The organism is Lysobacter ciconiae, assembly GCF_015209725.1.
Taxonomy (GTDB): Bacteria; Pseudomonadota; Gammaproteobacteria; order Xanthomonadales; family Xanthomonadaceae; genus Novilysobacter; species Novilysobacter ciconiae.
The window spans coordinates 1,687,607-1,701,309 of record NZ_CP063656.1 but is presented as its reverse complement, the minus strand read 5'-3'; the positions used below and the strand labels follow the sequence as shown (position 1 = coordinate 1,701,309).

The 13,703-nt window shown below is 67.4% G+C and carries 7 protein-coding genes and 1 other RNA gene; 6 read left to right on the top strand and 2 right to left on the bottom strand.

Annotated elements, in window-relative coordinates; genetic code table 11:
• The first annotated feature begins 182 nt into the window (after positions 1–182).
• Positions 183–887, top strand: a complete 705-nt coding sequence (locus tag INQ41_RS13350; RefSeq protein ID WP_193983356.1) for an OmpA family protein — start codon at positions 183–185, stop codon at positions 885–887.
• A 128-nt stretch (positions 888–1,015) separates the two neighbouring features.
• Positions 1,016–2,365, top strand: a complete 1,350-nt coding sequence (gene gdhA, locus INQ41_RS07730) for an NADP-specific glutamate dehydrogenase (protein ID WP_193983354.1) — start codon at positions 1,016–1,018, stop codon at positions 2,363–2,365.
• Between the two features lie 22 nt (positions 2,366–2,387).
• Here gdhA and INQ41_RS07725 read toward each other — a convergent pair whose 3' ends face one another.
• Positions 2,388–2,867, bottom strand: coding sequence for an MgtC/SapB family protein (locus tag INQ41_RS07725; protein WP_193983352.1), 480 nt, complete (start codon positions 2,865–2,867; stop codon positions 2,388–2,390).
• 158 nt (positions 2,868–3,025) lie between these two features.
• On the opposite strand from INQ41_RS07725, the gene INQ41_RS07720 reads away from it, so the two are divergent.
• Genes INQ41_RS07720 through INQ41_RS07710 form a run of 3 tightly spaced genes read left to right on the top strand, consistent with a single transcriptional unit; the run spans position 3,026 to position 10,915 of the window.
• Positions 3,026–8,482, top strand: coding sequence for a HAMP domain-containing protein (locus tag INQ41_RS07720; RefSeq protein ID WP_228076542.1), 5,457 nt, complete (start codon positions 3,026–3,028; stop codon positions 8,480–8,482).
• Positions 8,479–10,206 (top strand): response regulator, encoded by a 1,728-nt coding sequence (locus INQ41_RS07715; RefSeq protein ID WP_193983350.1) that lies wholly within the window; start codon positions 8,479–8,481, stop codon positions 10,204–10,206. Before INQ41_RS07720 ends, INQ41_RS07715 begins: the two co-directional genes overlap by 4 nt.
• A complete protein-coding gene (locus tag INQ41_RS07710; protein ID WP_193983348.1) occupies positions 10,199–10,915 on the top strand; it encodes a sensor histidine kinase in 717 nt (238 codons plus the stop codon). Before INQ41_RS07715 ends, INQ41_RS07710 begins: the two co-directional genes overlap by 8 nt.
• Positions 10,916–10,978: 63 nt before the next feature.
• Here the strand turns inward: INQ41_RS07710 and ssrA are convergent.
• Positions 10,979–11,332, bottom strand: a transfer-messenger RNA (tmRNA) gene (gene ssrA, locus INQ41_RS07705).
• 133 nt (positions 11,333–11,465) lie between these two features.
• Here ssrA and INQ41_RS07700 point away from each other — a divergent pair.
• A complete protein-coding gene (locus INQ41_RS07700; RefSeq protein ID WP_193983346.1) occupies positions 11,466–13,661 on the top strand; it encodes a CHASE domain-containing protein in 2,196 nt (731 codons plus the stop codon).
• The last annotated feature ends 42 nt before the right edge of the window (positions 13,662–13,703 follow it).

Below are 13,703 nucleotides of genomic sequence, written 5' to 3'. Positions count from 1 at the left end.
ACCGCGGCGGTGAGCGCGCGGCGCCGCATTCCCTCTCTCACGCAGTGCGCGGCGCGGTCCGGACAGACGCGTGGTTTTCCGGACGGAAACTGAACGCGGCGGGGATCGTCACCCCGTTCATACTTGTGAGTCGGTACCGTTGCCCTGGTATCCATGTCATCCCGACTGAATAGGACGTGCTCATGAAAAATCCGACCAAATACATTCTTGCCGCTGCCGTCATGGGCGCGATGCTCGCCGGTTGTGCCACCACTGGTGGCGGTTACTACGGCGGCCAGGACCCGTACGGCCAGCAGCAGCCGCATGATCCCAACGCGAAGACCAAGCAGGGCGCGGCAATTGGCGCGGTTGCGGGCGTCGTCGCCGGCCTGCTGAGCGGCAGTGACGCCACCGAGCGTCGCCAGCGCGCGCTGGTCGGTGCGGGCGTCGGCGGCCTGGCCGGCGGCGCGATCGGCAACTACCAGGACCGCCAGGAGCGCGCGCTGCGCGACCAGATGGCCGGAACCGGCGTGGACATCGTGCGCCAGGGCGACAACATCACCCTGAACATGCCCGACAACATCACCTTCGGTTTTGACAAGAGCGACCTGCAGCCGCAGTTCTACCCGGTGCTGGACAACCTGGCGCGCACCCTGAGCGAGTACAACCAGACCATCATCGAGGTCGCCGGCCACACTGACAGCGTGGGCTCGGATTCCTACAACCAGGCCCTGTCGGTGCGTCGCGCCGAGTCGGTGGGCAACTATCTGATGTCGCGCGGTGTGGTGCGTGACCGGTTCATCATCACTGGCGCGGGCAAGTCGCGGCCGATCGCGAGCAACGACACCGAGTCGGGCCGTGCGATGAACCGCCGCGTGGAGTTGACGCTGGTGCCGCTGCGCTCGTGATCGCACAGCGTTCGCCAGCGTAATGAAACGGGCCCTGCGGGGCCCGTTTCCTGTTGTATGTACGGACAAAGATTGACAGCCCGGCGTGTTGCGGTGCAGCATGAATTGAGCTCATTCATGGAATGCCGATGGCCAACACGTTCCAGTCCGCAGGCGATTTCCTGGCCTACGTTGCCGAGCGAAACCCGGGCGAGACCGAGTTCCTGCAAGCGGTCACCGAAGTGGTGGCGAGCGTCTGGCCGTTCATTGAGAACCACCCGAAGTACGTCCGCTACGGGGTGCTGGAGCGGATGGTCGAGCCGGAGCGGACGATCATCTTCCGCGTGCCCTGGGTCGACGACCACGGGCAGGTGCGGGTCAATCGCGGCTATCGGGTCCAGCACAGTCTCGCGCTGGGACCCTACAAGGGCGGCCTGCGTTTCCACCCGTCGGTCAACCTTTCGGTACTGAAGTTCCTGGCCTTCGAGCAGACCTTCAAGAACGCGCTGACCATGCTGCCGATGGGCGGCGCCAAGGGCGGCTCGGACTTTGATCCCAAGGGCAAGAGTCCTTTCGAGATCATGCGTTTCTGCCAGGCCTTCATTACCGAGCTGTACCGGCATATCGGCGCGAACACCGACATTCCGGCCGGCGACATCGGCGTGGGCAGCCGCGAGATCGGCTACATGGTCGGCATGATGAAAAAGCTCGGCAACCGGGCCGACTGCGTATTCACCGGCAAGGGCCTCTCGCATGGCGGTTCACTGATCCGACCGCAGGCCACCGGCTACGGCACCGTGTATTTCGTCGAGGAGATGCTGGCGCGCAAGGGCGCCTCGCTGGACGGCCTGCGCGTCTCGGTGTCGGGCTCGGGCAACGTCGCCCAGTACGCGATCGAGAAGGCGATGGAGCTCGGGGCGAAGGTGGTCACGGTGTCAGACTCCAGCGGCACGGTGATCGACGATGAGGGTTTCACGCCCGACAAGCTGGCCGAGCTGATGGACATCAAGAACGAGCACTACGGCCGCGTCAGCGAATACGCCGAGCGCATCGGTGCGCGCTTCGTGCCCGGCGTGCGCCCCTGGAGCGTGCCGGTGGATGTGGCCCTGCCGTGCGCGACCCAGAACGAGATCGACCACGATGACGCCCAACTGCTGATCCGCAACGGCGTGATCTGCGTGGCCGAAGGCGCGAACATGCCGTCTTCGCTGGAGGCTGCGCGGGCGTTTGAGGAAGCCGGCGTGCTGTATGCGCCGGGCAAGGCGAGCAACGCCGGCGGGGTCGCCACCTCGGGGCTGGAGATGAGCCAGAACGCCGCGCGCCTGTGCTGGTCCGCCGAGGAGGTGGACCTTCGCCTGCACCAGATCATGAAGGGCATCCACGCCGCCTGCGTCGAGCACGGCATGCACAAGGCCGGGAATTTGAGCTATCTGGACGGCGCCAACGTGGCCGGGTTTGTCCGCGTCGCCGATTCGATGCTGGCGCAGGGCGTGGTCTGAGGTCCGGCGAGAACGGCCCCGACTAGCCGGCGTCGACGTGTTCCTTGCGGAACTTGCCTTCCATCCACTTCAGCACGGTCAACACCAGCAGCGTCAGCACCGTCGCCGAGATCGCCAACAGGTAGTACTGCAACCCGGTCGCAATGCCGATCACCGCCACCATCAGCAAGGATGCGGCGGTGGTGATGCCGACGACCGCCTTGGACGCGCGGCTGGCGAAGATCGTGCCCGCACCGATGAATGCCACGCCGGCGATCACCGATTCCACCAGGCGCAGCGGATCCATCCGCAGTTGCTCCGGCGGCAGGACTCCAACAACGTTCGGGTTGTGCAGGCTCATCAGTCCGATGCCGACAAGCAACGCCGCCGCGCCGGCCACCAGCATGTGGGTGCGGAAGCCTGCGGGGCGGTTCTTGAGCTCGCGCTCGAAACCGACCATCCCGCCCAGCACCATCGCGATGGCGGTGCCCATGATCACGTGCAGCTGCGCGCTCCAATCCATTTCCGTCTCCCGGACCAAGCCGTCGTTTTTACCATTTCCTGCGCCTGTGCGTGCGTGAAGCCGATCTGTGAAAATATCGTCACTGGACGTGCGGTAGCGTCTCAAAAATTTGACAGGCGATCCTGCGCATCCGGTGGCAGGTTCGGGGGGAAGGAAACGTGGACGATAATGCCCGGCGCGCGGCGCGCGCCGACGACGATGATGTGACCGACAACCACGTGGACCGCCGCCTTCTGCAGGCGTTGTGCGCAGTCCGCGACGGGGATTTCTCCGTCCAGCTTCCGGTCCACTGGGACGGCACGGCGGGCAAGATTGCCGACTGCTTCAACGCGATCGTCATCCGCAACCGGCATCTGGCCGACGAGCTCGCGCGTGTCGGCACCGCGGTCGGCCGCGACGGCCAGACCGGCAAGCGCCTGGTGATGGGCAACCACGACGGCGCCTGGCAGGGCATGCAGCGCTCGGTGAACGGCCTGATCGACGACCTGGTGCGGCCGATCGAGACGATGACCGAGGCCATGACCGGCGTAGCCAAGGGCGACCTGACCCACACCGTGCCGCTGGAAGCCGACGGCCGCCCGCTGAAAGGCGAGTTCCTGCGCTCGGCGAAGATCGTCAACCGCATGATCGGGCAGATGAGCGAGTTCAGCGCCGAGGTGACCCGTGTCGCCCTCGAGGTGGGCACCGCCGGTCGGCTGGGCGGCCAGGCCAAGGTCAAGGGCGTGTCCGGGGTGTGGAAGGAGCTGACCGATTCGGTCAACCAGCTCGCTTCCAACCTGACCACCCAGGTGCGCAACATCTCCGAGGTCACCATCGCGGTGGCCGACGGCGACCTGTCGCGCAAGATCACCGCCGACGTGCGCGGCGAGATGGCGCAGTTGAAGGAAGCCATCAACGGCATGGTTGACCAGCTGCGCGGATTCGCCTCCGAGGTGACCCGCGTCGCGCGCGAGGTCGGCACCGAAGGCAAGCTGGGCGGCCAGGCGGTGGTGCCCGGCGTCGCCGGTACCTGGAAGGACCTGACCGACTCGGTCAACGCGATGGCGTCCAACCTGACCAGCCAGGTCCGCAACATCGCCGAGGTGACCACCGCGGTGGCCAAGGGCGACCTCTCGCGCAAGATCGGCGTGGACGCGCAGGGCGAGATCCTCGCGCTCAAGAACACCATCAACACGATGGTGGACCAGCTCAACGGCTTCGCCGCGGAAGTGACCCGAGTGGCGCGCGAGGTCGGTACCGAAGGCAAGCTCGGCGGCCAGGCGCAGGTGCCCGATGTCGCCGGCACCTGGAAGGACCTGACCGACCACGTCAACTCGATGGCCTCCAACCTGACCCTGCAGGTGCGCAACATCGCCGAGGTCACCACCGCGGTGGCCAAGGGCGACCTGTCGCGCAAGATCACGGTCGACGTGCGCGGCGAGATGCTGGAGCTCAAGAACACCCTCAACACGATGGTCGACCAGCTCAACAGCTTCGCCGCCGAGGTGACCCGCGTGGCGCGCGAGGTCGGCACCGAAGGCAAGCTGGGCGGCCAGGCCACCGTACCGGGTGTCGACGGCACCTGGGCCGACCTGACCGACTCGGTCAACGCGATGGCCTCCAACCTGACCAGCCAGGTACGCAACATCGCCGAGGTCACCACCGCGGTGGCCAAGGGCGACCTGTCGCGCAAGATCGCGGTCGATGCCCAGGGCGAGATTTTGCAGCTGAAGGACACCATCAACACGATGGTCGACCAGCTCAACAGCTTCGCCGCCGAGGTGACGCGCGTGGCGCGCGAGGTCGGTACCGAAGGCAAGCTCGGCGGTCAGGCGACCGTGCCGGGCGTGGCGGGGACGTGGGCGGACCTGACCGACAACGTCAACGCGATGGCTTCCAACCTCACCAGCCAGGTGCGCAACATCGCCGAGGTGACCACCGCGGTGGCCAAGGGCGACCTGTCGCGCAAGATCGGCGTGGACGTCAAGGGCGAGATGCTCGAGCTCAAGGACACCATCAACACGATGGTCGACCAGCTCAACAGCTTCGCCGCCGAGGTGACCCGCGTGGCCCGCGAGGTCGGCACCGAAGGCAAGCTGGGCGGCCAGGCGGCCGTGCCCGGCGTGGCCGGCACCTGGAAGGATCTGACCGACAACGTCAACTCGATGGCGTCCAACCTGACCAGCCAGGTGCGCAACATCGCCGAAGTCGCCACCGCGGTCGCCAAGGGCGACCTGTCGCGCAAGATCGGCGTGGATGCGCAGGGCGAGATCCTGCAGCTCAAGGACACCCTCAACACGATGGTGGACCAGCTCAACAGCTTCGCCGCCGAGGTGACCCGCGTGGCGCGTGAGGTGGGTACCGAGGGCAAGCTGGGCGGGCAGGCGAGGGTGCCCGGCGTGGCCGGCACCTGGGCCAACCTGACCGACAACGTCAACTCGATGGCCACCAACCTCACCACCCAGGTGCGCGGCATCGCCCAGGTGGTGACCGCGGTCGCCACCGGCGACCTGAGCAAGAAGCTCACCGTGGAGGCCAAGGGCGAGATCGCCGAGCTGGCCGACACCATCAACTCGATGACCGACACGCTGGCGATCTTCGCCGACCAGGTGACCACGGTCGCGCGCGAGGTCGGCGTCGAGGGCCGGCTGGGCGGCCAGGCCAAGGTGCCCGGCACCGCGGGCATCTGGGAGAACCTCACCGGCAACGTCAACCAGCTGGCGGCCAACCTGACCACCCAGGTGCGCGCCATCGCCGAGGTGGCGACCGCGGTGACCCAGGGCGACCTGACCCGCTCGATCCAGGTCGATGTGAGCGGCGAGCTCGCCGACCTGAAGGACAACATCAACGCCATGATCGGCACCCTGCGCGCGACCACCGAGAGCGGTCGCGAGCAGGACTGGCTGAAGACCAACATGGCGACCTTCAGCGGCATGATGCAGGGCCAGCGCGACCTGATCACGCTGGGCAACATGCTGCTTTCCGAACTTGCGCCGCTGATCAACGCCCACAAGGGGCTGATGTACGTCGTGGAGGACGACGAGGCCGGCGGCAAGCGCCGGTTGCGCCAGTTGGCCGGCTACGCCAGCCGCTCCTCCGCGGAGGCCAGGACGGTCATCGAGTTCGGCGAAGGCCTGGTGGGCCAGTGCGCCGCGCAGGGCCGGATGATCGTGATCGATTCGGTCGAGCCGGGCACCCTGCAGATCCGCACCGGCCTGCTCGACCTGGTGCCGCGCAGCGTTATCGTCCTGCCGGTGCTATTCGAGGACCAGGTCAAGGCGGTCATCGAGCTGGCCTCGCTGTCGGAGTTCACCGTCTCCCACCGGGCCTTCCTCGACCAGCTCTCGCGCAGCATCGGCATCGTCCTCAACACCATCGAGGCGACCATGCGCACCGAGCGCCTGCTGGCGCAGTCGCAGCAGCTGGCCGGCGAACTGCAGGCCCAGCAGAAGACCCTGCGCCAGACCAACGAGGACATCGCGCTCAAGGCCGCGCTGCTGGCGGAGCAGAAGAACGAGGTCGAAGGCAAGAACCTGCAGATCGAGCACGCCCGCCGCGCGCTGGAGGAAAAAGCCGCCGAGCTCGCGCTGACCTCGCGTTACAAGTCCGAATTCCTGGCCAACATGTCGCACGAGCTGCGCACGCCGCTGAACTCAATCCTGATCCTGGGCCAGCAGCTGGCCGAGAACGTCGAGACCAACCTGACCCCGCGCCAGGTCGAGTTCGCCACCACGATCCACGCCGCCGGCACCGACCTGCTGAACCTGATCAGCGACATCCTGGACCTGTCCAAGATCGAATCGGGCACGGTGACGGTCGACAACGAAGAGATGAGCTTCCGCCACCTGCGCGAGAACATGGAGCGGACGTTCCGCCACGAGGCCGAGCGGCGCAAGCTGGAGTTCTCGGTCGAGTTCGAGCCCGCGCTGGGCCGCGCGCTGGACACCGATCCCAAACGCCTGCAGCAGATCCTCAAGAACCTGCTGTCGAATGCGTTCAAGTTCACCGCCAACGGCAGCGTGCGCCTGATCGGGCGTGCGGCCAAGGACGGCTGGACCCCCGGGCACGCCGTGCTGGATGCGGCGCCGACGGTGGTCGCCTTTGACGTCACCGACACCGGCATCGGCATATCGGCGGACAAGCAGCGCATCGTGTTCGAGGCTTTCCAGCAGGCCGACGCCGGCACCTCGCGCCAGTACGGTGGCACCGGGCTGGGTCTGGCGATCAGCCGCGAGATCGCGGGCCTGCTGGGCGGGGAGCTGCGCCTGCGAAGCGAGGCGGGCGCCGGCAGTACCTTCACCCTGTACCTGCCGCTGTCCTACGCCGGCGCCGACGGCACCCAGGAAGCGCGCGCCGCGGCGGCCCACGACCGGGCCCGGCAGGCCTTTCCGCGCCTGCCGCAGGAGCTTGCGGAGACGGCGGTCGAGACGGTCGATGACGATCGCGATGTGTGCGTCGACGGCGAGCCGCTGTTGCTGCTGGTCGAAGACGACCCGCGCTACGCCACCGTGCTGCGCGACCTGGCCCGCTCCCGCGGGTTCCGGGTGATCGTCGCCAACCGCGGCAGCGAAGCCCTGCGCCTCGTTCGCGAATACCGGCCCACCGCGATCTCGCTCGACATCCTGCTGCCCGACATGCTCGGCTGGACCGTGCTGGCGCGCCTGAAGCAGGACTCGGCGACCCGGCACATCCCGGTGCAGATCGTCACCATCGAGGAGGAGCGCCACCAGAGCATCGAACGCGGCGCCTTCGCCTACCTTGCCAAGCCGGCCACCACCCAGACCATCGGCGCGGCCATGCAGCGCATCAAGGAATACAGCGAGCCGCGTGTGAAGCGGCTGCTGGTGGTGGAGGACAACGCCGCCGAGCGCATGAGCATCAAGGAGCTGATCAGCCACGACGACATCGACATCGATACCGTCGGCACCGGCGAGGAGGCGCTGCGCCTGATGAGGGAAGGGCGCTACGACTGCGTGCTGCTGGACCTGCGCCTGCCCGACATGACCGGCTTCGAACTGCTCGACAGCATCCAGGCCGAGTCGGAGCTGCGCGACGTGCCGGTGGTCGTGTTCACCGGCAAGGATCTCACCGCCGACGACGACCGCCGCCTGCGCAAGGTCGCCAAGAGCGTGGTGATCAAGGACGTGGAATCGCCCGAGCGCCTGCTCGACGAGACCGCCCTGTTCCTGCACCGCGTCATCGCCGACCTGCCCGAGGCCAAGCAGCGCATGGTCGAGAGCCTGCACACGTCAAACCATTCCCTGCGCGACAAGCGCGTGCTGGTGGTCGACGACGACGTGCGCAACATCTTCGCGATGTCCAGCATGCTGGAGCGCCACGGAATGGACGTGGTGACTGCCGGCAACGGCGCCGAGGCGATCGAGAAGGTGCTCGCCGACGACACCATCGCCCTGGTGCTGATGGACATCATGATGCCGGGAATGGATGGCTACCAGACGATGCGCGCGATCCGTGAGCGCCCTGATCTGCGCGCGTTGCCGATCATCGCCGTCACCGCCAAAGCGATGAAGGGCGACCGCGAGAAATGCCTGGAGGCCGGCGCGTCCGACTACCTTGCCAAGCCGGTCGTGACCGACCAGTTGCTTGGCGTCCTGCGCCAATGGCTGCACCGGTGAGCGTCCCCTGCGAAGCCGCGGCCACCAGCGCGCCGGTCAAGATCCTGCTGGTCGATGACCAGCCCGGCAGGCTGCTGACCTACCGCGCGATCCTGGAGCCCTTGGGCGAGGAACTGGTCGATGCCCGCTCCGGTGTCGAAGCGCTGGGCCGCCTCATGGAGGACGACTACGCGCTGATCCTGCTGGACGTCAACATGCCCGGGATGGACGGGTTTGAGACCGCCAGCATGATCCACCAGCACCCGCGTTTCGAAAAAACCCCGATCATTTTCGTCACCGCCGTGAATGTCACCGACATGGATCGCCTGCGCGGCTACAAGCTGGGCGCGGTGGACTACGTGATGGTGCCGGTGATCCCGGAGATCCTGCGCAGCAAGGTCGTGGTGCTGGCCGAATTGCATCGCAAGCGGCTGGAACTGGAAGCCACCAACGCCCAGCTCGAATCGGCCAACCTGGCCCTGCAGACCGAGAAGGCGCGCGAGCTTGCGGTGCTGAACGAATCGCTGCGCAGTGCCAACGCGACCCTGGAGATCCAGAACAGCGTGCTGCAGGACGAGGTGGCCGAGCGCGGCCGCATCGAGCAGTTGCTCAGGGAAGTGGGGCGGCGCAAGGACGAGTTCCTCGCGACGCTGGCGCACGAGCTGCGCAACCCGCTGGCACCGCTGCAGAACGCGCTGGCCGTGCTGCGCATGTCCACCCCGGTGGACGGCGAGCTGTTGGCACTGATGGAGCGGCAGCTGGCGCTGATGGTGCGACTGATCGATGACCTGCTCGACATTGCGCGGATCAGCCAGGCCAAGCTCACCCTGCGCAAGGACGCGACATCGCTGCGCGAGATCGTGGAATGCGCCGTCGAGACCGCGCGTCCGTTGATCGAACAAGGCCGGCACGCGCTGGTGGTGCACCTGCCCGAGCAGGCCGTGCCGCTGGTCGCCGACCAGGCGCGGTTGTCGCAGGTGTTCGCCAACCTGCTCAACAACGCCGCCAAGTACTCCGAACCCGACGGCCGCATCGAGCTGCGCGCGCGCGTGCTCGGCGACCGCGCGCAGGTGGAGGTCCGTGACTCCGGGATTGGCCTGGAAGCCGGCGAGGTGGAACGCATCTTCGAGATGTTCTCGCAGGTGGAGACCGCGGTCGACCGGACCCACGGTGGACTCGGCATCGGCCTGACGCTGGTGCGCCGGCTGGCGGAGCTGCACGGCGGCGAGGTCTCTGTCTCCAGTGAGGGCATCGGTCGCGGCGCCACCTTCACGGTCACGCTCCCCCTGCTGGCGCCGGCCTCCGTCGAGGAGCCGGTAACCATGCCGCTGCCGGAGTCGTCCGGCAATGTGGCCCGGCGCGTGCTGGTGGTCGACGACAACCGCGACGCGGCCGACACGCTGGCGATGATGGTGCAGCTGCTCGGCCACGACGTGCGGCGCCTGTACGACCCGCACGCGGTGGTCGCCGAAGTGCAGGCGTTCCGCCCGGAACTCGTCTTCCTGGATGTCGGCATGCCCGGCCTGAGCGGCTACGACCTGGCACCGCAGCTGCGCGGCTTGCCAGGTGTGCCCGAGCCGACGATCGTCGCGGTAACCGGTTGGGGCCAGCCCGAGGACCGGCTGCGCACGCATGAGGCGGGCTTTGACGAGCACCTGGTCAAGCCGCCGTTGCTGGAAGCCATCGAGCGGCTGTGCAGCGCGCCACCGCGCGCCTGCTGTGTCGGAGGATCCGCCAATGGCTGAGCCTTCGAAGCTCGATCCCCCGCTGACCACGGAAGACGGGGACTTCAGCGCTTCCGACCTGCTGCTGGATCGCCTGGCGCACGACCTGCGCGGACCGCTCTCGCCGCTGCAGACCGCGACCTATCTGCTCCGTCGTCCCGAGCTGGAAGCGGCGCAACGCGATGAGCTGCTGTCGATCATCGACCGCCAGACCACGCGCCTGAGCACCATGGTGCAGGAGGTGTCGGACTGGATGCGCGCGCGCCGCTCACGCCTGGTCGGGCGAAGGGTGCCGGTCGCACCGGCGCTGGTCGTGGATCTGGCCGCCGCTTCCTCCGGCCCCGCCGTGGACATCACCGTGGACACCGCGCTGGAGGAGGTCGCCATCGACGGCGATGCCCAGCGGCTGGTGCAGATGCTCGCCACCCTGTTCGCCTTCATGCAGGCCCGCGACCCGGACGGTGCGGTTTCGCTACGCGCCCATGCCCACGGTAATGAGGTGGTGCTGGAGATCGCAACGCCCGCTGCCCGCTGGGCCGCCGGTGAGCGCGCAGGGCTGTTCGCCGTTGCCGAGGCCGCGCCATTTGACGAAGGGCTGGGCATGCGCCTGTTGATCGCGCGCGAAATCGCGATCGCCCACGGCGGCGAGATCCAGGCGGCGGACACAGCGCAGGGCAACGCCCTGATCCGGGTGCGGCTGCCAACCGCGCCAGCCGAAGTCGAAGGCTAGCGCGCAGACGCGAGGACGCAAACGCAAACGGGCCGCTGTGGGCGGCCCGTTTGCGTTGCAGATTGGTGGAGGTGGGGGGATTCGAACCCCCGTCCGAAGGCACTCCATCCCCGGCACTACATGCTTAGCTCACCGTTGGATCTCGTTCCCGAACAGCACGGTGCGCGAAGCGCATCCGGGAACCAGCCTGCTTTGGGTTAACCGGGTGCTGACAGGCAACCACTCCCGGCGATTCCGTGATAATTACCCTACGTCGCGAGCACGGACACAAGCGATTTCGGGGCTTAGGCCTTAAGCGGCCAGTGCGTAGTTGTCGTCGTTGGCAACTAGAAGTTTGCAGCTGGATTTACGAGGAAAGCTACCCCCTCGGCATGCGCCAAGCGATTTCGCGACCCCCGTCGAAGCCAATGCACCCCCGGGGACTACAAGATTGCTGACCTGCCCAGTATAGGGCCGCCGGTAGCGTTCACAAGCGCCGTCGAGGTTTGCACGCGGTGGCGTTCATCCGCGTCGCGGTGCCATGCCGCCGTTGCGCTTGTATGCTTTGCGGATGCCGAAATCGACCCGAGAGAATCCAGCCGACGCCATCCGCCGTCGATTGCGTCCGTTGCGCGGGCAGGTGTGGGCGCTGGGCGTGCTGGTCGCTTCCCTGACCCTGGTGGTCGTGCTGTGGAAGATGGCCTACGACCGTGAACTGCGCACGAGCGAGGAGACATTCATCTCGCAGACGCAGGACGCCGCCGACCTGTTGCGCCAGCGCATGGTGAACTTCGAGCTCGTCGCGGGCGGCGGAATTTCGCTGTTTGCTTCGGTGGCCAGGCCGACGCCGGACCAGTGGTTCGGCTACGTGGACGGCATGGAGCTGCACCGGCGCTTCCCCAGCGTGGCCGGGCTGGGTTTCACCGGCTACCTGCGTCAGTCGCGGCTGGATGAGCTGCAGGACGAGTGGCACCAGGCCGGTTGGGGCGATCTCAAGGTGCGGCCGAACCTGGGCGGCGACAGACTGGCGGTGGTGCTCTATCTGGAGCCGAGAACCCCCGAGAACCTGGCGGTGATCGGCTTCGACATGTTTTCCGACCCGGTCCGGCGGCAGGCGATGGAGCAGGCCATGAGCTCGGGCGAGCCGACCTTGTCGGGACCGGTGCCGCTGGTCCAGGGCGACGGCCAGCACAGCTCCGACACCGGCCTGCTGCTGTATCGGCCGGTCTACCGCGGACCGGAGGCGCCGGCGACCCCGGAGGCGCGCCGCGAATCGATCCTGGGCTGGGTCTACGTTCCTTTCTGGGTCGAGGACTTCGTCAGCGAGGTGCTTCCCGAGCGCGACCTGAGCTTCACCATCGACGACATCACCGATGGTTCGCCCGAGCGGATTTTCAGCCGGCGCCCCGAGTCCGCCAAGCCACCGGCGTTTTCCAATGCGGTCGAGTTCGAGAACTACGGCCGCCGCTGGCGCGTGCAATTTGAATCCGCGCCGCTGGCCAAGGCCGCGCCGCGGCTGTCCAGCCTGCAGAGCATCCTGTCCCTCGGCCTGCTTGCCTCGCTGCTGATGTACGCCATCGCCTGGATGCTGGCACGCACCGAAGCGCGCGCCCAATCCATTGCCCGGCGCCTGACCGAGGAATACCGCCATAGCGAAGAGCGCTTCCGTACCGCGATGGAGTACTCCGCCATAGGCAAGGCGCTTATGGACGCGCGCGGAACGATCGTGCAGGCCAATCCGGCGTTCGGCGCGATTGTCGGCGTGGAGCCCGACCAGTTGGAGGGGCGCCCCTTCGATGACCTGTTCGAGGACCCGCCGGGGTATCGCCAGACAAACGACCCGGTCCAGGCCGACGATGGCGACGGCGTGCGCCGGGAAACCCGCCGCCTGCATCGTCAGGGCGGCGAGCCACGCCACGTCCAGCTGACCTATGCCCCCATCCCGGGCGGGGAAGGTACGGCGGTCAGCGGACTGGTCCAGATCGAAGACGTGACCGATCGCCTGCGTGCCGAGGCGCGTGTGCGCGCGCTCAACCGCACGCTGGAGGCGCGCGTGGCGCTGCGTACGCGCGAGCTGAGCCAGAGCAACGAGGAGCTGGAAGCGTTCGCCTACAGCGTCTCCCACGACCTGCGCGCGCCGCTGCGGGCGATCGACGGTTTCAGCCGCGTGCTGGTGGAGCGCTACGGCGATGCGATGGACGAGTCCGGGCGCGACTACCTGGGCCGTGTGCGCAGCGCGGCCGGCCGGATGGGCGAGCTCATCGACGCGTTGTTGAAGATGTCGCGTGTCGGCCGTGGCGCGCTGAAGACCGAAGCGGTGGATCTATCGCGCATGGCCAGGGAGATCATCGACGACCTGCGCGCCGGCGATCCGGAGCGGGCGGACCGGGTGGAGGTGGTCATCGAGCCCGGCCTGCAGGCGAGCGGTGATGCGGCCCTGCTGCGCAACCTGCTAGTCAACCTGCTGGGGAATGCGTGGAAATTCACCCGCGACCGGGACTCGGCGCGCATTGAACTGGGCCGGGAAGGGGATGAATTCTTCGTCCGCGACAACGGCGCGGGATTCCCGCAGGACTACGTGGGCAAGCTGTTCCGACCGTTCCAGCGCCTGCACGCGCAGTCGGAGTTCGACGGGCACGGCATCGGTCTGGCCTCGGCGAAGCGGGTCGTCCAGCGCCACGGCGGGGTGATCTTCGCGGAAGGAAACGAGGGGCAGGGCGCCTGCTTCCGCTTCACCCTGGCCACCGCCTCGGATGAGGCGGACTGAGCCGGGCCGCAGCGCGGCGGGCGTGACGCGGACAGGAGTCGA